The sequence below is a fragment of the Streptomyces sp. NPDC002845 genome (assembly GCF_053591955.1).
The window spans coordinates 97,896-116,112 of record NZ_JBSFUU010000020.1 but is presented as its reverse complement, the minus strand read 5'-3'; the positions used below and the strand labels follow the sequence as shown (position 1 = coordinate 116,112).

The 18,217-nt window shown below is 71.0% G+C and carries 16 protein-coding genes; 6 read left to right on the top strand and 10 right to left on the bottom strand.

What is annotated here, in order from left to right:
- Positions 1-16: 16 nt before the first annotated feature.
- Positions 17-532 carry a phosphatase domain-containing protein gene (locus ACWD3C_RS17065; protein ID WP_451144610.1) on the bottom strand — a complete coding sequence of 172 codons (516 nt, stop codon included), beginning with the start codon at positions 530-532 and terminating at the stop codon, positions 17-19.
- A 175-nt stretch (positions 533-707) separates the two neighbouring features.
- Between ACWD3C_RS17065 and ACWD3C_RS17060 the strand changes: the two genes are divergently transcribed.
- Positions 708-3,515: a beta-L-arabinofuranosidase domain-containing protein gene (locus ACWD3C_RS17060; protein WP_451144609.1), complete on the top strand. Its 2,808-nt coding sequence runs from the start codon at positions 708-710 to the stop codon at positions 3,513-3,515.
- 64 nt (positions 3,516-3,579) lie between these two features.
- Here ACWD3C_RS17060 and ACWD3C_RS17055 read toward each other — a convergent pair whose 3' ends face one another.
- Genes ACWD3C_RS17055 through ACWD3C_RS17045 form a run of 3 tightly spaced genes read right to left on the bottom strand, consistent with a single transcriptional unit; the run spans position 3,580 to position 6,305 of the window.
- Positions 3,580-4,104 carry a MarR family winged helix-turn-helix transcriptional regulator gene (locus tag ACWD3C_RS17055; protein WP_451144607.1) on the bottom strand — a complete coding sequence of 175 codons (525 nt, stop codon included), beginning with the start codon at positions 4,102-4,104 and terminating at the stop codon, positions 3,580-3,582.
- A gap of 30 nt (positions 4,105-4,134) precedes the next feature.
- Positions 4,135-5,610, bottom strand: coding sequence for a sensor histidine kinase (locus tag ACWD3C_RS17050; RefSeq protein ID WP_451144605.1), 1,476 nt, complete (start codon positions 5,608-5,610; stop codon positions 4,135-4,137).
- Positions 5,607-6,305, bottom strand: coding sequence for a response regulator transcription factor (locus ACWD3C_RS17045; protein WP_451144603.1), 699 nt, complete (start codon positions 6,303-6,305; stop codon positions 5,607-5,609). The genes ACWD3C_RS17050 and ACWD3C_RS17045 overlap by 4 nt, the downstream gene beginning before the upstream one ends.
- 151 nt (positions 6,306-6,456) lie before the next feature.
- Here ACWD3C_RS17045 and ACWD3C_RS17040 point away from each other — a divergent pair, with 151 nt between their 5' ends.
- The 4 genes from ACWD3C_RS17040 to ACWD3C_RS17025 are packed head-to-tail and all read left to right on the top strand — an operon-like array spanning position 6,457 to position 10,018.
- Entirely contained in the window at positions 6,457-7,797 is a 1,341-nt protein-coding gene (locus tag ACWD3C_RS17040) for a ferredoxin reductase family protein (RefSeq protein WP_451144601.1), read from the top strand.
- 47 nt (positions 7,798-7,844) lie between these two features.
- The gene (locus ACWD3C_RS17035) at positions 7,845-8,285 is read left to right on the top strand and encodes an FMN-binding protein (protein ID WP_451144599.1); all 441 of its coding nucleotides are present in this window, start codon (positions 7,845-7,847) and stop codon (positions 8,283-8,285) included.
- Between the two features lie 2 nt (positions 8,286-8,287).
- Complete coding sequence (locus ACWD3C_RS17030) at positions 8,288-9,019, top strand: FAD:protein FMN transferase (protein WP_451144597.1); 732 nt, start codon at positions 8,288-8,290, stop codon at positions 9,017-9,019.
- Positions 9,020-9,079: 60 nt separating this feature from the next.
- Positions 9,080-10,018: an alpha/beta hydrolase fold domain-containing protein gene (locus tag ACWD3C_RS17025; RefSeq protein ID WP_451144595.1), complete on the top strand. Its 939-nt coding sequence runs from the start codon at positions 9,080-9,082 to the stop codon at positions 10,016-10,018.
- A 31-nt stretch (positions 10,019-10,049) separates the two neighbouring features.
- On the opposite strand, the gene ACWD3C_RS17020 is transcribed toward ACWD3C_RS17025, so the two are convergent.
- The 5 genes from ACWD3C_RS17020 to ACWD3C_RS17000 form a co-directional block, all read right to left on the bottom strand.
- Positions 10,050-11,123 (bottom strand): Ldh family oxidoreductase, encoded by a 1,074-nt coding sequence (locus ACWD3C_RS17020; protein ID WP_451144593.1) that lies wholly within the window; start codon positions 11,121-11,123, stop codon positions 10,050-10,052.
- A gap of 21 nt (positions 11,124-11,144) precedes the next feature.
- A complete protein-coding gene (locus ACWD3C_RS17015) occupies positions 11,145-12,863 on the bottom strand; it encodes a thiamine pyrophosphate-dependent enzyme (protein WP_451144591.1) in 1,719 nt (572 codons plus the stop codon).
- Positions 12,864-12,876: 13 nt separating this feature from the next.
- Positions 12,877-13,737, bottom strand: coding sequence for an amidohydrolase family protein (locus ACWD3C_RS17010; RefSeq protein WP_451144589.1), 861 nt, complete (start codon positions 13,735-13,737; stop codon positions 12,877-12,879).
- A 135-nt stretch (positions 13,738-13,872) separates the two neighbouring features.
- Positions 13,873-15,084, bottom strand: coding sequence for an L-2-hydroxyglutarate oxidase (gene lhgO, locus ACWD3C_RS17005; protein ID WP_451144587.1), 1,212 nt, complete (start codon positions 15,082-15,084; stop codon positions 13,873-13,875).
- 33 nt (positions 15,085-15,117) lie between these two features.
- On the bottom strand, positions 15,118-16,566 hold the full coding sequence (locus ACWD3C_RS17000; protein WP_451144585.1) for an aldehyde dehydrogenase family protein: 1,449 nt from the start codon (positions 16,564-16,566) through the stop codon (positions 15,118-15,120).
- A 220-nt stretch (positions 16,567-16,786) separates the two neighbouring features.
- On the opposite strand from ACWD3C_RS17000, the gene ACWD3C_RS16995 reads away from it, so the two are divergent.
- Positions 16,787-17,074 carry a putative quinol monooxygenase gene (locus ACWD3C_RS16995; protein ID WP_451144583.1) on the top strand — a complete coding sequence of 96 codons (288 nt, stop codon included), beginning with the start codon at positions 16,787-16,789 and terminating at the stop codon, positions 17,072-17,074.
- A 153-nt stretch (positions 17,075-17,227) separates the two neighbouring features.
- Here ACWD3C_RS16995 and ACWD3C_RS16990 read toward each other — a convergent pair whose 3' ends face one another.
- The gene (locus ACWD3C_RS16990) at positions 17,228-18,214 is read right to left on the bottom strand and encodes a methionine synthase II (cobalamin-independent)-like protein (protein WP_451144581.1); all 987 of its coding nucleotides are present in this window, start codon (positions 18,212-18,214) and stop codon (positions 17,228-17,230) included.
- Between the last annotated feature and the right edge of the window lie 3 nt (positions 18,215-18,217).

Sequence of the window (18,217 nt, the reverse complement as noted above, 5' to 3'; positions counted from 1 at the left end):
AGCCGTCCCGCCGGGCTCAGGTCCGCCCCTCCCGTTCCTGCGCCTGCTTCAGGGCGCCTGACGGGGTCGCCCACCGCGCCCGTACGACCGTGAAACCGGCGCGCTCGGCGTCCTCGCACACCAGTTCGTCGTCGTCCACGAGCACGCGGATCTCGCGGGTGCGGGCGAGGCGGCGGAGGATCTCCAGCTTGGTGCGGCGGGCGGGCCTGCGGTCGTCGTCGCGCCGCATATGGACGCGGCCCCCAGGCAGCCCGTGCACGGCCAGCCAGTCAAGCGTGTCACGACGGTACCGCTCGGGCCGCCCCGTCAGATATACGACCTCGCACTCCTCGGCACTCTCCAGCGCGAGCGCGATGCCCTCGGCCAGCGGCGGGTCGTGCGGCGCCGCCGCGAAGAACGCGGTCCAGTCGCGCGGTGCGCGCTCCAGGTAGCGCTGACGGTGGGCCGTGTCGGCGAGGGTGTTGTCCAGGTCGAAGACGGCGAGCGGCTTTCCCTCGTGGGGCGCGGCCCGTGGCTTGCTGTTCTGCGTCACACCGGCCACCCTATGCGGCGCCCGGGGTGCGGGAGTTGACGGAAAGCAACCGGAATCAAGCGTGTCAGAAGCGTTGACGCGGCCATGCCTCCAACTTATCTTCTGGTCGACCATCCGTACAACGTTCGCAATATCGAACGAACTGGGCCCCCGCACCCGCAGAGACGAGGAATGCATGGCACCCCACCTCTCCAGACGGACTCTCCTCCAGAGCGCCATATTCGCCGCGGCGACACCGGCGTTCGCCTATGCGGGCAGCGGCGGAACGGCGGCCGCCGCCACTCTTCCCGCGCCGTCCGCCTGGGCACTGAGGCCGTTCGATCTGGCGGACGTGAAACTCGGTCCGGGCGTCTTCGCCACCAAGCGGCAGCTGATGCTCGACCACGGGCGCGGCTACAACGTGGACCGGCTGCTCCAGGTGTTCCGTGCCAACGCGGGGCTCTCGACGCGTGGCGCGGTCGCGCCCGGCGGCTGGGAGGGCCTGGACGGCGAGGCCAACGGCAATCTGCGCGGCCACTACACGGGCCACTTCCTGACCATGCTCTCCCAGGCGTACGCGAGCACCGGCGACCAGGCGTACGCCGACAGGATCACCTACATGATCGGCGCGCTGACCGAGGTGCGCGAGGCGCTGCGCGGCGATCCGCGCATGCTCGCCGTCACCGGGAAGTGGGGCGGCGCGCACGAGAACGTCCGGGGCTCGTACCAGTACATCGACCTTCCGCCGGCCGTGCTCGGCGGCGCCGCGGCGATCACGCTGTCGGTCTGGGTGAAGCCCACCCACAACGCCAACTGGCAGCGGGCCTTCGACTTCGGCGACAACACCACCCGCTACATGTACCTGGCCACCCGCAACGGGAGCGGAGTACCGCGCTTCGCCATCACCACCGGCGGGCCGGGCGGGGAGCAGGCGCTCAACGGCACCGCCGCGCTGCCACTGAACCAGTGGAGCCATCTGGCGGTGACCATCTCCGGCAGCACGGGCACCCTCTACGTCAACGGCACCGCCGTCGCCCGGAACACCTCGATGACCCTCGACCCGGCCGCCCTGGGCACCCTGACGAACAACTGGCTGGGCCGCTCGAACTTCTCCGCCGACCCGGTGTTCGCGGGCGCCTTCGACGAGTTCAACATCTGGTCGCGGGCGCTGACCGCGGCCGAGATCACCTCACTGCAGACCAACGAGGCCAAGCTCTCCCCGGCGGGTCTCGGCAACCTGGCGTCGTACTACTTCTTCGCCACCGACGGCGGCACCTTCGCCGACGCCTCCGGCCGGGGCCTGACCGCCACGCTGCGCCGCACCTGGGGCGGGCCGAGCCACCCCGGGTTCCTGGCGGCGTACCCGGAGACGCAGTTCATCCAGCTGGAGTCGCTGACCGGCTCCGACTACACGCGGGTGTGGGCGCCGTACTACACCGCGCACAAGATCCTGCGCGGGCTGCTGGACGCCTACCTCGCCACGGACGACGCCCGGGCGCTCGACCTCGCCTCCGGCATGTGCGACTGGATGCACTCCCGGCTGTCGCGGCTGCCGGCGTCGACCCTGCAGCGTATGTGGGGCCTCTTCTCCAGCGGCGAGTTCGGCGGCATCGTCGAGGCGATCGTCGACCTGCACTCCCTCACCGGCAAGGCCGAACACCTCGCGCTGGCCCGCCTGTTCGACCTCGACCGGCTCATCGACGCCTGTGCCGCGAACAACGACGTCCTCGACGGCCTGCACGCCAACCAGCACATCCCGATCTTCACCGGCCTGGTCCGGCTGTACGACGCGACAGGCGAGGCGCGCTACCTCACCGCCGCGAAGAACTTCTGGGGCATGGTCGTCCCGCACCGGCTGTATGGCATCGGCGGCACCAGCACGGCCGAGTTCTGGCGGGCGCGCGGGGTGATCGCGGGCACGATCAGCGCCACGAACGCCGAGTGCTGCTGCACGTACAACCTGCTCAAGCTGAGCCGGACCCTGTTCTTCCACGAGCAGGACCCCAAGTACATGGAGTACTACGAGCGGGCCCTGTACAACCAGATCCTCGGCTCCAAGCAGGACAAGGCCGACGCGGAGAAGCCGCTCGTCAACTACTTCATCGGCCTGACACCCGGTCATGTGCGGGACTACACACCCAAGCAGGGCACGACGTGCTGTGAGGGCACGGGCCTGGAGAGCGCCACGAAGTACCAGGACTCGGTGTATTTCAGGAAGTCCGACGACACCGCGCTGTATGTGAACCTCTACAGCCCGTCCACCCTGACCTGGGCCGAGAAGGGCGTGACCGTCACCCAGACCACGGACTACCCCCGGGAGCAGGGCACGACGCTCACCATCGGGGGCGGCAGCGCCTCCTTCGCGCTGCATCTGCGCGTCCCGTCCTGGGCGGACTCGGGCTTCGGGGTGACGGTCAACGGCAGTGCGGTGAGCGGGACTCCGGTCGCGGGGCAGTACCTCACCGTCTCGCGTACGTGGCGTGCCGGCGACACCGTCCGGGTCACCATTCCGTTCAGGCTGCGGGTCGAGAAGGCGCTCGACGACCCGTCGCTGCAGACCCTGTTCTACGGTCCGGTCAACCTGGTCGGCCGCAACGCGAGCACGAGCCACCTCCAGGTGGGGCTGTACCGCAACGCCGCGCTCTCCGGCGACCTGCTGCCCTCCCTCACCCCGGTGTCCGGCAAGCCGCTCCACTACACGCTGAACGGCACCGAGTTCGCCCCCTTCGCCGAGGGCACCGAGGACCCGACGCACGCCTATGTCCGGCGTTCCGAACCCCGGGTCTTCTTCGGGAACACCGACTCCGGTGTCACCAACCCGGCGAAGTCCGACGGCACCACGCTCCTCGACGAGATCTGGGCGGGGGCGCCGTTCGGCGACAAGGGCGCGCTGGTCACGCGGGTGCGGTCGACGGTGGACGCGTGGGTGTCCGCGGGCCTGCTCGGCCAGGCCGACGGGCAGCAGGTGGTGACCACGGCGCAGAACGCCACGTACGTGTCCTGACGGCGGGGCGGCCCCGGGCCCACGGGGCCGGGGCCGCACCCGGGAACCGGCACGGAGTCGGGACTCAGGCCGTTCGTGCCGTTCCGGCGGCCGTCTGCTCGGTGTCCTCGATCTCGACGGCGTGGGTGAGGAAGTCGTCGACCATGCGGTGGAACAGCCCGGCGAGCCGGCGCAGTTCCTCCGGCGACCAGTCGGCGAGGGCGATCTGCATACCGCGGGCGCCGGCCTCGCGGATGCGGCCGATGGCGTCCTGGCCGAGTTCGGTGAGCTGGATGCGCTGGGCGCGGCGGTCGTCGGGGTCGGGCACCCGGCTCACATAGCCGGATTTCTGCAACTGCTGCACCTGCCGGGTGACGTGCGAGGCCTCCACGCCCAGCTGGTTGGCCAGCTCCCCCGGGCGCAGCGGTTCGGATTCGGCCATCAGCCGCAGCAGCGCCACGGCGGCACGGTCCAGGGGCACTCCGGCCAGGGCCATGAGCCGTTCGTGGTGCCGCGCCCGGGTGGCCAGATACGTGATGCGGTTGAGAGCTCGCTCGATCTCGATCACTTCTGACGAGGCGGGAACGTTGGGCAGCGGTGGTGTGGGCATGCGCACCACTTTAACATATTGTTGCCTAACTCAAGTAAATTCTCCGGACGCCCCTGCCCCTCGGTCCGTGTGGCCGAGCGGGATGCGCAGGGTGAAGACCGTCGAGCCCGGGCCGCTGGTCAGCTCGATGGTGCCGCCGTGCGCCTGGACCAGGGAGCGGGCGACCGCGAGGCCCAGACCGCTGCCGCCGCGGTCGCGGCTGCGGGCCTTGTCGACGCGGTAGAAGCGGTCGAAGACCCGGTCCCGGTCGGCGGCCGGAATGCCCGGCCCGGAGTCGGCGACCCGCACGACGGCCTCGCCGGACGACACCGACACCTCCACGGACACCTTCGTACCGGCGGGGGTGTGCACGGCGGCGTTGGTGAGCAGATTGTCCAGCACCTGCCGGATGCGCAGGGCGTCGAGACGGAGTCGTACGGTGTCGGGCTCGGCCGTCACGGTCAGCGGATGGTCCAGGCGGCCGGCCCGGAACGCGTCCGCCGCCTGGTGCACCAGCTCGACCAGATCCACGTCCTTCGGGCACAGCGGAGTCTCCACCTCGGCGGCGTCCAGGCGGGCGAGCAGCAGCAGGTCGTCCAGGAGCAGGCCCATCCTGGCCGCCTCGGCGCGCAGCCGGGCCAGGTGCTTCTCGCGCTCCTCGGGCTCGTTGGCCGCCGCGTACTGGAAGAGGTCCGCGTAGCCGCGTACCGACATCAGAGGGGTGCGCAGCTCGTGCGAGGCGTCGGCGACGAACCGGCGCAGCCGCTGTTCCGCCTCGGTACGGACGGCCAGGGAGTCGTCAATGTGCTCCAGCATGGTGTTGAACGCGGTGCGCAGTTCCTCGACCTCGTGACCGCCGTCCCCGCCGCCGGCCCGCACCGGCAGCCGGGCCGCCGAGCCCGTCAGGTTGTGCGAGGTGATGTCGCGGGCCGTGTGCGCCATGTCGCTCAGCGGCTGCAGACCGCGCCGCAGCATGGCCCGGCCGAACACCACCAGCGCCAGCAGCGCGAGCACGAACGTGATGACCTGGACCGTGATCAGCTGCCCCACGATCTCCTCGATGTCGTCCATGGGCGCGGCGCTGACCAGGACCACACCGGGTTCGACCTCGCAGGCGCGCAGCCGGTAGAGGCCCTGGCCCTTCAGGTACTCGGTGCGGAGGATCTCCGTGTCCGCACCGGCCTGCTCCCGGGCCACGGCGGTGAAGTCGTCGATGTCCTCGGGCACGTCCGCGGCGTCCTCGGGCGTGCGGAGCACGGGCGTGCCGTCCGACACGTCGTACACGGCGTAGTACCAGCGGTAGTACTTCTTTCCCTCCAGCGTGCCGCTGTCCTGGATGCTCTTGGCCTGGGCGAGCTGGGCGAGCTGCAGCTGCTCGTCGAGCTGGGCCGACAGATAGCCCCGCATGTGCGCGGTCAGGGCCGTGCCGACGACGGCGAACACCACCAGCGACAGCGCGCCCAGGCCCAGCGCCAGCCGGGTGCCCAGGCGCGTCTGCCGGTACGCCCGGACCAGCCGGCGGATCACTCGGCGGCCTGCCGCAGTACGTACCCGAAGCCCCGGACGGTGTGGATGAGCTGCGCCCCGTCCTCAGCGGTGTCGTCGAGCTTGCGGCGCAGCCGGCTGACGACCAGTTCCACGACGTTGGAGCGGCCCCCGAAGCCGTACTCCCAGACGTGGTCGAGGATCTGTGCCTTGGTGAGCACGGTGGGCGACTTGCGCATCAGGTAGCGCAACACCTCGTACTCGGTCGGGGTGAGCGTGAGCAGCTTCTCGCCGCGCCGGACCTCGCGGGTGTCCTCGTCCATGGTCAGGTCCGCGACCTGGAGCACGGAGCGCTGGAAGCCGGGGCCGGCGCTGCGCCGCAGCACGGTGCGCAGCCGGGCCATCAGCTCCTCCACGGCGAACGGTTTGACCAGGTAGTCGTCGCCGCCCCGGGTCAGGCCCGCGACCCGGTCGGCGACGCCGTCCCGGGCGGTGAGGAACACCACGGGCACCATCGTCCCGGAGCGGCGCAGCTCGTCCAGCACCCCGAACCCGTCCAGCCCGGGGAGCATCAGGTCGAGCACCACGATGTCGGGCTGGAACTCGGCGGCCCGGGTCAGCGCCTCCTCACCGGAGTACGCGGTGACCGCCTCCCAGCCCTCGTAGCGGGCGACCGTCGCGACGAGGTCGGCGATGGGCGGGTCGTCGTCCACGACGAGCAGTCGTACTTTTTCCACCTGCTCATAGTGCTTCACGTGTCGTCTGTCGCCATACCCGCCTGCGCTCCGGAAGCAGATCGATAAAAACTTGAAAGTTGAGCGACAGTAAAGCGACAGCTTCCCCCGGACAAGGTAGAAGCCCCACGATCCGATCAAGGAGCTGCCGTCCGTGACGACCGTCCAATCACCCCCCGCGCCGGCCACGGCGGCGATACGCCCCAAAGTCGTGGCCCGTACGGGCCTGTACGCCGTGCTGGCCGCGAACGTCGGCGTGGTGACGTTCTTCTTCGTCCAGGCGGGCTTCAACTCGAACGCCCTGATCGTGCTGGGACGGCTGGCCGGCCTGCTCGGCGCGCTCATGATGGCCTTCCAGCTGCTGCTGATCGCCCGGCTGCCGTGGTTCGACCGCCGGATCGGCATGGACCGGCTGACCTCCTGGCACCGCTGGGTCGGCTTCAGCGTGCTGTGGCTGCTGGTCGCGCACGGCGTGTTCATCACCTACGGCTACGCCGAGTACTCGTCATTGGGCCCCGTGAGCCAGCTGGTGGACCTCGCCGAGACCGTCGAGGGTGTGCTGCGCTCTGTCGTCGCGCTGGCGCTGATCATGGTCATCGGGGTGACATCGGCACGGTTCGCCCGGCGTCGCATGGGCTACGAGACGTGGCACTTCATCCATCTCTACACCTACCTCGCCGTGGTGCTGGCCTTCACCCACCAGGTCGCGGCCGGTACGACCTTCGCCGTGTCGGACGCGGCCACGGCGTACTGGTACGCCCTGTGGGGTGTGGCGCTGGGCTCGGTGTTCCTGGGCCGGCTGGTGCTCCCGCTGTGGCGGAACATGCGTCACCAGCTGCGTGTCTCGGCCGTCGTGCCCGAGTCCGACGACGTCGTCTCGATCTACATCACGGGCCGTGACCTGGACCGGCTGCCCGCGCGGGCGGGCCAGTTCTTCCTGTGGCGGTTCCTGACCCGGGACCGCTGGTGGCAGGCCAACCCGTTCTCGCTGTCCGCCGCCCCGGACGGCCGCACGCTCCGGCTGACCGCCAAGCGGGCCGGCGACGGCTCCGCGGCCCTGCGGCATCTGAAGGTCGGCACGCGCGTGTTCGCCGAGGGACCCTACGGCGCCTTCACCACGATGCACCGGACGCGGCCGGACGCCCTGCTCATCGCCGGCGGTGTCGGTGTCACCCCGATCCGGGCCCTGCTGGAGGAGCTGCACGGCCACGCGGTGGTCGTCTACCGGGTGTCCAGGGAGCAGGACGCGGTCCTCTACGACGAACTGCGGGAGCTGGCCCACGCCAAGGGCGCCGAACTGCACCTGGTCACCGGGCCGCCCGTGCCGGACCGGCTGGCGGCGCCGGAGCTGGCCCGGCTCGTGCCGGACATCACCGACCGGGACGTCTACCTGTGCGGACCGCCCCCGATGATGAACGCCGTCCTGCGCACCCTGCGCGAGCTGGACGTGCCCAAGCAGCAGACCCACTTCGAGCGCTTCAGCCTGGCGGGATGAGGAAGCAGTGAGGAAACAGAAGCAGTGAGGAAACAGAGGAAAGCACTGTGAAACGAGCGATACCTGTCCTGGCCCTTACCGTCGTGGGCCTGATCCCGGTGTGGCGCTACGACCCGTCGGCCGCCACGTCGTCCACCCAGGTCGCGACGCCCGCGCCGACGCCTTCCGCGTCCTACTCATCGTCTTCGTCCTCGGACTCCTCATCGGGCTCTTCCTCGGGCTCCTCGACTCAGGTCGTCGCCGGTCCGACCGTCGACACCGAGAAGGGCCCCGTGCAGGTCGAGGTGACCTTCGAGGGCGACGAGATCGCTTCGGTGCGGATGTTGCAGCAGCCCAACCATCCGCAGACCACGGCCGCGGTGCCGACGCTGATCGCTCAGACGCTGGAGGCACAGAGCGCGGACATCGACACGGTGTCCGGCGCGACCATCACCAGCAACGGCTACCGGGAGTCCCTCCAGGCCGCCATCGACGCCAAGAGCGCCTGACCGTGCGTCGCGTCGAGCACGTCATGGGGTTCCCGGTCTCGCTGCGGGTCGACGACGAGGGTTTCGTCGAATGGGGCGCGGAGGCCACGGACACGGTCTTCGCCTGGCTGCGCGAGGTCGACGCGCGGTTCAGCCCGTTCAGGCCCGACAGCGAGGTGTCCCGGCTCGGCCGGGGTGAGCTCTCCACCCCCGAGCTCACCCCGGACCTGGCCGAGGTCCTCGACCTGTGCGAGCACTACCGGGCCGCGACCGGCGGTGCCTTCGACGTACGGCTGCCCGGCCGCGGTCTCGACCCCTGCGCGGTGGTGAAGGGCTGGTCGGTGCAGCGGGCGGCCGAGCTGCTGACGGCGGCCGGGGCGCGGTCGTTCTGCCTGAACGCCGGAGGCGACGTGGTCGCCTCCGGCGGCCCCTGGCGGGTGGGCGTACGCCACCCCGAGCAGGCCGACCGGCTGTGCACCGTGCTGGACATCACCGAGGGCGCGGTGGCGACCTCCGCGCGCTACGAACGCGGCGACCACATCCTCGACGGGCGCACCGGCCGACCGGCGACCGGGCTGCTCAGCCTGACCGTCGTGGCGGCGTCGATGACCGAGGCGGACGCCACGGCGACGGCGGCCTTCGCGATGGGCGCGGAGGGCGTCGAGTGGGCCGCCGGGCGGAAGGGCTGCGAGGTGTTCGCGGTGGACGCCGAGCGGCGGGTCTTCCGTACTCCGGGGCTTCCGGTGGCCGCCTGAGCTGTTAGTATCACGTTCAATCATCAGGAAACCTGTTGATTGGACTCGTCAAGGAGTGCCATGTCCCTCTTGGCCCGGCCCGCGGTGGCCGCCCTTGTCGCCAAGGCGATGCAACGTCTGATCGCGCTGGCGAGCCGACGGTCGAGCGGGCCGGGTTCCAGCGCTTCGTGGCTCGCACGGCTTCCGGAGTTCCCGCGCAACACGCGCGAGCTGTCGATTCCCACCTCCATAGCCCCGGCCCCGGCGACCGTGCACCTGCCCCCCACCGCCTCGGACACGCCGCCGCCGGTCCACGTCAACTTTCACGGCGGTGGCTACGTCGTGCCGGGCGCGGCGATGGACGACGCGCTGTGCCGCTGCCTCGCCGATCGGGCGGGCGTGGTCGTGGTCAACGTGGAGTACGTCGTCGCCCCGCAGCACCCGTTCCCGGCTCCGCCGCGCCAGGCGTACGAGGTCGTGCGCTGGGTCGCCGAGCACGGTGCCGAGCAGGGCTGGGACGGCGGCAGGCTCACCGTGGGCGGCCAGAGCGCCGGAGGCGGCCTCGCCGCGGCGGTGGCCCGCCAGGCCCTGGAGGACGGCGGCCCCGACATCGCGCTCCAGGTCCTCCACTACCCGCCGCTGGACCTCGCGACCGGCGCCAAGGACAAGCGGGCCGCCATCGCCAAGCCGGTGCTGCGGCCGTGGATGGCGGAGGTCTTCGACACCTCCTACGTGCCCGACTCGAAGCAGCGCACAGACCGCCTCGTGTCCCCCGCCAACCCGGCCGACACCGCCGGCCTCAAGGGCATCGCCCCGGCCCTGGTGATCACGGCGGAGTACGACCTCCTCCGGGGCGAGGGCGAGCGCTACGCCGACCGCCTCCGCATGGCCGACGCCCTGGTCGACCACCACGACGTACGCGAAGCCGACCACGGCTACGACGGCAGGGACGAGGAGAAGGCGCGGGAGGTCTACGGCCTCATCGCGGAGCACGTACGGCGGGCGACCGACGTCATGTGAGCGCGGGCTCCTCCGCCCGCCCCCTTCTTCTCTATGCGTCCACTTCGGGAGGCGTGACGCCCAGCCTCCCGGCGTTCTCCGTCAGTTCGCGCCACACCCTCGGCGCCACGGGCACCCCCTGCCCGGCCCGCTGCTCCGCCACGGCGGCGCTGCGCTCACCGGGGTAGAACACGCCTGCCGAGCCCTCCGCCGTGGGCAGTCCGTGGAGCGTTCCGAGGGTCGCGTCCACCGCCAAGGTGAAGGCGTCCGGGTCACCGAAAGCCGCCGGGTCGAGAGCGATGAGCAGGGCGTTCTGGCGGTGCTTGCGGCCCTGGGGGTCGTCCGAGTGGAAGGCGGAGAAGATCGGCGCCCCGACGAGCACGCTGGTGAGCAGCTCGAAGGCGAGCGACATGCCGGACCCCTTGGCGCCCCCGAGCGGCAACGGCATGACCGCCTTCTCCGGATCGGTGGTGGGGGTGCCGTCCTCGGTGGCGGCGGCCCCCTCGGGCAGCGGGGTGCCGTTCGCCCGGGCCTGCTTGATCTTGCCCAGGGCGATGGTGGCGGTGGCCATGTCCAGCAGGAGGGGAGCGTGGCTCCGGGCGGGTACGGCGATGGCCAGCGGGCTCGTGGCCACGGCGGCGCCCTTGACCCCGGTGTAGCCCATGTTCGGCATGCCGGCGACGAAGCCGATGCCGACCAGGCCCTGTTCGGCGATCTTCGAGACGTAGTAGCCGATGGCGCCGGTGTGGACCGTACGGCGCACACCGACGGCGGCGATACCGCCCGCCCTGGCCCGGGTCACCGCCTCCTCGGCGGCGGCACTGAGGGCGACCGGGCCGGGCGCGCGGTCGGCGTCCAGGACGGCGGCGGCCGGTGTGCCGGACTCGACCTTGATCTCGGGGTTCGCGTTGGCGACGCCCTTGGCGAGCAGTTCCAGATAGGCGGGGACGCGTGCGATGCCGTGGGAGTCGACGCCGCGCAGGGCGGCCCACACGAACACGTCGGCGGTGGTGCGGGCGTGCTCGGGGCCGAGGCCGCCCTTCTCCAGGAGGGCGGCGGCGAAGGTGCGCAGGTCGTCGGCGGGGACAAGGACCTTGCCCGGCTTGGGGGTCGGGGTGTCGGACATGGTGGCGGGTGCCTCCTTACGTCAGCGGGTGACGAGTACGTCGACGACGGCGGTGGTGCCCTCCGCCACGGCCTTGAGCGCGCGCTCCAGGGCGGGGGTGAGCGCGTCGGGTGTGTCGACCGTCTCGGTGTGCATCCCGAACGGCTCGGCGAACGCGGCGAGCCGGGGCAGCCGGTGCAGATCGGTGCCGAGCCACTCGCCGGTCTCGGCGGCCGCGCCATCGGGGTAGAATCTGCGGTGGTTGAGGTTCATCGACTTGTAGACACGGTTGTTGAACACCACGATCAGCAGCGGCAGTTCGTACGCCTTGGCGGCGTCGTACGACGGGATGACCGGGTTGTACGCGAAGGCGCCGTCGCCGATGGTGAGCACCACCGGGCGTTCCCGGGCGGCGAGTTTGACGCCGAGCGCGACCGCGATGCCCTGGCCGAGTCCGCCCTGCACATAGAAGTACGAGTCAGGGGCGTCCTGTTGGAGGTGGCGCCTGACGACTCGGCTGTGCGTGATGGTCTCGTCGACGACGATCGCGTCCTGTCCGTCGAGCAGCCCGCGCAGGGTGGCGGCGACGAGCACCGGGTCGATGCCGTCGGCCGGGCCGGCCTGTCCGGCCTTCGCCTCGGACGCGGCGATCGCCGCCTGCTCGTCGGCGTGCCGCTCCTCCTGCGCCGCGCGCCGTGCGGTGACGGCGGCCACGTCCAGATCCTTCGCCCGCTTGGCGAGTTGGCGCAGGGTGTTGGCGACGTCGCCCTCCAGGTACCGGTCCGCGAAGAGGACCTGGTAGACGACGTGCGGGCGCTGCGGCACCTCGTCGATGACGACGACCTTCGCCTCGGCGGGGCTACGCGAGGGCGGGTAGAAGGGGGCGCGGCAGTTGACGAGGAGGATGAGGTCGGCCTCCTCCAGCCACGGCCCGACGTCGGAGCCCGCGTGCAGCGGGTGGGTGCGCGGGAAGTTGCCGCACACCGCCGAGTCGGGCTCGACGACCGGGATGTTCCACGCCTCGGCGAAGGCGACGAGCGCCTCGAAGCCGCCCGCCTCTCGCCCTGCCGTCTCCGTGACGATCACCGGGTTGGCGGCCTCGCGGATCATCCGGGCGACGGGGTCGACCTCTTCGGGCGAGCTGTGCGTGGAGCCCGGCGCCGCGATGGGCCTGGCCTCGCGCCCGTCCCACTCCTGAAGGAGGATCTCCAGCGGGATGTTGAGGTACGCGGGACCGGCCGGAGCCCGCCAGGCCAGCTCCGCCGCCCGGCTGATCATCGTGGGCAGGATGTGGATACTGGCGGCCTCGTTGGCCCACTTGGTGAACGGCTGGGCGACATGGTGCGGGCCGCCCACGATCGACAGGTTGCGGTACCACTGGCCGCCCGGGTCCTGGCCGGGCCCGTCGCCGTACGTCGTCGACTCGGAGGAGGCGACGACCATCGGCACGCCCGCGAGGAGCGCGCCGTGCACCGCCATCGAGCCCTGCAGCAGGCCGGGGGCGGCGTGCAGGAGCACCCCCTGTGGGCGGCGGGTGACCAGGCCGTAGCCGGTGGCCATGCCGACCGCGACCGTCTCGTGGGTGAGGTCCAGGTACTCCGGCGCGGGCTCCCCGTCGCGGTGGCGCCGCGCCAGGGACTCCCACACCGGGGCCCATTCGGACCCCGACGAGCAGAACAGGTAGTCGGCGCCCGCGGCGTTGAAGGCGGCGACGACGGCGTCACCGCCGTCGGTGCCCGGTGTGTTCTCGGTGTCCGTCATCTCGTGCGCGTCCTCAGCCCTCGATCGGCCAGTCAAGGACCTCGCTGATACCCCGGCCCATGATCCATTCGAGCTCCTCGGGGGTGAAGTCCCAGTGCTTGGTGAACTGCTCGATCGTGTCGGTGTACGTGATGCCGTGGCCGAGCAGCCGGGTGATGTCGGTGCCGTAGAAGCAGCGCCGCGGACCCATCTTGTCGACCATCTCGCGCACGTACTTCTGGATGTTGCTGTTCGGGAAGGGCTGCGTCGAGTAGCCCGGAAGCGCCGAGACCTTCACATAGATGTTCGGGTGCACGGCGAGGTCGGCGGTCTCCTGGACCCAGTAGCCGATCGCGTCGTCGACGCAGCGGGCCATGATGCCCATGTGGTCGATGATGATCTTCAGCTCGGGGTGCTTGGCGGCGATCTCGCCGAGCTCACGCTTCCAGATCGGCGCGTGGACCATGGTGGGGATGCGGAGTTCCTCGGCGAGGGGCCAGTACCAGTCGTTGGTGCCGTCGATCATCCAGTTGCGGTCGATCGGCCGGTGGAAGGTGAGGCGGGTGCCCTTCACGTACGGGTTCCGGGCGAAGTCCTTCAGCATGGCCCTGCCCTCTTCGGGCTTGTTCTGCGGAATGCGGGCCATGATGCCGAAGCGGTCCGGGTGCGCCTCGCAGGCTTCGAGGGCGTAGTCGATGCGGTCGCCCTCCCACGAAGGGGGCAGGATCAGCGCCCGGTTGACGCCGGCCTCGTCCATCAGCTCCAGGGCCTCCTCGTAGGAGAAGGGGTCCTCGCGGTGGCCGTTGAGGCGGATGCGCTCACGCGCCCCCGGGACCCACGGGCGGTCCGGGGTCTCTTCCTTCCAGATGTGGATCTGCGTGTCGACAACGAACATGCCGTCTCTTCTTTCTCTTCGACGAGGACGGTGCGGTGGTGGTGCGGAGGGAACGCTAGGCGGGCCGTGAGCCCTTGCTAAGGCCCGGGAACGCAAGCTGTTCTTGCGCGGAAGTCCGCTGTACGCAGGGCAATCTCACGTTGCGCGGGAGTCGTCGAAGACGCTGTCGACGATGTGCTCCGCGATCGCCATGGAGGAGGTCGCGGCGGGCGAGGGCGCGTTGCGTACGGCGGTGACGGCGCCGATCCGGTGGATGGCGAAGTCGTCCACGAGCGAACCGTCCCGGCCGAGCGCCTGGGCCCGTACGCCGGCTCCCCCGCGTACGACGTCACGGGCGTGGATGCCGGGGACGTACGCCATGGCGGCCTTCATATAGGCCCTGACGGACAGCGAGCCGCGCATCTCCTTGATGCCGGTGCGCCAGTGCTGCCGCGCGAGGTGCCACATGCCGGGGAAGGCCGCGATGCGCCTCAGTTCGCGCAGGTCGATGTCGCCCAGCCGGTAGCCCTCGCGGGAGAAGGCGAGGACCGCGTTGGGTCCGACCTCCACCTCTCCGTTCACGCGGCGGGTGAAGTGCACGCCGAGGAAGGGGTAACGGGGGTCGGGCACGGGATAGATGAGCCCTCGCACCATGGGGGACTTCTCCCGTGACACGGTCATGTACTCGCCGCGGAACGGGACGATCCGGGGGTCGTCACCGTCGCCCGCGAGCCGGGCGACGCTGTCGCTCTGCAGGCCCGCGCAGAGCACGAGCCGGTCCACTCGGAGGGTCCCGGCCGGGGAGGCGACCTCGATGCCGCCTCCCGTCAGCCTGGTCAGGCGGGTGACCGGGAAGCCGAGGCGCACCTCGCCGCCGGACTCCTCGATGTCCTGGGCGAAGGAACGGGCGATCGCGGTGTAGTCGGTGATGGCGGTGCGCGGGGAGTGGATGGCCGCCTTTCCCATGGCGTGGGGCTCGATCTCACGGATCTCGGCCTCCGACACCCTGCGGACGCCGGGCACCTTGTTCTCCAGGGACTTGGCGTACAGCGCCTCCATGCGCGGCACTTCGTCGCCGGTGACCGCGACGACGAGCTTGCCGCACTCGTCGTACGGCAACTGCCGGTCCTGGCAGTACTCGCGGAGCATCGCCATGCCCTTGGTGCACAGGCGGGCCTTGAGGCTGCCGGGCGTGTAGTAGATCCCGGCGTGGACGACGCCCGAGTTGTGCCCGGTCTGGTGGACGGCGACCTCGCGCTCCTTGTCCAGCACGATCACGCGGGTGCCGGGGCGGCGCAGGGCGATCTCACGGGCGGTGGCCAGGCCCACGATGCCGGCGCCGACGACGCCGATCGTCTCGTCAGCCATCGGTGACCTCCTCTCTGTCAGCCTGTCAGCCCGTCAGGCACCGAAGTGGATCGCCACGGTCTTGACGCGGGTGGAGAAGCGCAGAACCTCGTCGCCCTGCTCCTTGTAGGCGGTGCCGGAGTCGCGGAACCCGCCGAAGGGCAGGTGGACGTCCCAGCCGGTCGTGGTGGTGTTCACCGCGATCTGCCCGCACTCGGCCTCGTCGGCGAAGCGGTGGGCGTTCTTCAGGGAACGCGTGAAGACGGCGGCGGCGAGCCCGAACTCGGAGTCGTTGACCGCCTCGACGGCCTGTGCGAAGCCGTCGACCGCGCGGACGGCCAGGACCGGCCCGAAGACCTCCTCGCGCCAGATCGCCGCCGCGGGGGTGACGTCGGCGAGCACGGTCGGCAGCACGTAGCAGCCGTGCGTGCGGTCGCCCTCGGTGTCCGCCGCTCCCCCGGTGAGGACGGTGGCGCCCTGCTCGATCGCACGGTCGATGTCGGCCAGGACCGTGTCACGGTGCCTGGGGCTGGACAGCGGGCACAGGGTGGTCGCCGGGTCGCTGCCGGGGCCGATCGTCAGGGCCTCGACCTCGGCGACCAGGAGCCGGTTGAACTCCGCGTACACCGGCCGCTCCACGACGACCCGGCTGGTGGCGGTGCACCGCTGCCCGGCCTGGCCGAAGGAGGCGGCGACGACGGCCTTCGCGGCGGCCGGCAGGTCGGCGTCGGCGAGGACGACAGAGGCGTTCTTGCCGCCGAGTTCGCCCTGGAAGCGGACGTTGCGGTCGGCGAGGCGGCGCCGGATACGGCCGCCGACCTCGTTGGAGCCGGTGAAGGTGACGCCCGCGATCCGCCGGTCGTCGAGGAGCGCCTCCTCGATCTCAGCCGTACGGCCCGTCACCACGTTCAGGACCCCGGCAGGCAGGCCCGCGTCGTGCAGGGCGCGGGCGAAGTGCAGCCCGGACAGCGGGGTTTCGGTGGCCGGCTTGAACACGGCCGCGTTGCCCGCCGCGAGCAGCGGGGAGAGCTTGCGGGCCGGGGTGATCAGCGGGTCGTTCCACGGGCTGATCACGAGGATCACGCCGATCGGCTCCCGCTGGGTGTGCGTACGGGTGTCCGGGCGGGCGTCGTGCAGCAGCGTGCCGTAACCCTGGCGGGCCAGGCCCGCGTAGTAGTCGAGGAAGTCGGCGGCCTTGCCGGTCTCGCCGCGGGCCTCGGCCAGGGTCTTGCCGTTCTCCGCGGTGACGTCGGCGGCGATCTCGTCGAGCCGCTCACGGATCAGCCGGGCGGCCTCGGTCATGATCCGGGCCCGCTCGAAGGGGCTGGTGCGCTTCCATACGGCGAAGCCGCGCTCGGCGTGGTCGTAGGCCCGGGTGACGTCCTTGGCGGCGAGGGCGGGGATGCGGGCGATCGGAGCGCGGACGTCGGCCGGGTCGTGGACGTCGATCCACTTGCCGGTCGTCACCCATTCCCCTCCCGAGAGGGCTTCCAGGGTTCGCATGAAGATCACTTCCTTCGTCCGCCGCGGTGCGGGTTCCGCGGGCTGCACAGGAGCGGCCGTGCGGGCCGGATGCGACAACACACCATGCCGGGGCGGGGCCACCAGCCCCGCGGGGGCAGGCATTGCTTGCGCCGCGTGCGGGTCGGCGGGCGCATGAACCGTGCTGGAATCGGCGGGCCGGAGGGATGATCCGGCAGACCGGAACCGAGGAGGAACAGCCATGGCCTACGCAGTCGTCGCCCACTACCGCTGCGAGCCCGCCGACGAGGCCACCGTGCGCGCCGCGCTGCTGAAGGTGCGTGAGCACACCCGTGCCGAACCGGCGAACCTGGCGTACGAGGTGCACGCGGAGGCGGACCGGGCGGGTGGGTTCGTGCTGTACGAGGTGTATGCGGACCGGGCGGGGTTCGAGGCCCATGCGGCCGCCGACTACTTCGACGAGCTGATCGTGAGGACCGTGCGACCGCTACTGACCGAGCGCACGGTGACCTTTGGCGAAGTGCTTTAGCGTCTGCCGGGTTTGTGTCCGTCGGCGGGCGCGGGTCGACTGTGGCTGGTCGCGCCCGCGCGGCGGAGCCGCATGTCGATACAGCCCCGCGCCCCTTTGGGCGCCGCCGGGAAGCCCCTGACATGTTGCTCCCCGGCGGCCGTTCACCGCGGATCAGAACTCGTTGCCCCAGCAGTACCGTGCCAGTGTCTCCACCAGCACGAGCTTGCGGCGCTGATCCTCGGCGCTCAGCAGCGGCCGTGCCGCCGAGTCGGCGAAGCCGCGGGAGGGCGACAGGGCCATGTCCTCGATGTCCTTGAGTTCGGCGCCGGCGTCGACGCGAGCCAGCACCGTGTCGATGTCCTCAAGTGCGGGCACGGTCGCGTCCACCACGCCCAGGCACACGTCACGGTCCTCGGGCAGCGCCCTGAGCAGGTCGAGTTCGGCGTCGGTGCCCTGGTCGTACGGCAGGACCCAGCGGTCGGCCGGGACGGCGGCGTAGAGCTTCTCCACACGCGCGAGGTCCACGGTGGCGGGCGCCGTCCAGCCGGGGCAGACACCGATGCGGACGCCCTGTGGGCGCTCGTCCAGCCGTACGGCCAGAGCCTCGACGGCGAGCGCGTCTTCGAAGGAGAGCGCTCCGTCGTCGGCCCAGTCGAGCAGGAGGGGGTTGTTCAGCTGGATCAGGCGGACCCCGCGGGAGACCAGCAGCTCGATCTCCGCGTGAATGATCTCCGCCAGGGCTTCGCCGAGTTCACGGGCCGAGGCGGGTCCGAGGCCCGGCTCGAAGGTGGTGGCGGCCAGGTAGGCCGGGGACGGCAGGGACGCCTTGGGGGCGATGACGGTCTGCTCGGCGAGGCGCGCTGCCCAGTCGGCCAGCAGTGGGCCGCCCGCCTTGGGCAGGGACTCCGCCACCCAGCGGGTCAGGCCGCCCACGGTCTCGCCCGTACGCCGGAAACCTGACACAGCGTCAAGGACCGTGCTGCGGAAGTCCTCACGGGGGAAGTCTCCGTCGGTGACCACCGTGGAGCGCAGCTTGCGCTGGTACACGACCGTGTCACGCACCGCACCCTCCACCGCTTCCGGTTCGTCGAGTGACAGGCCTGCGGGGCGGACCAGGCTGCCGTGGTGGTCGATGCGGTAGTTGAACGTGTCCGCCATGGT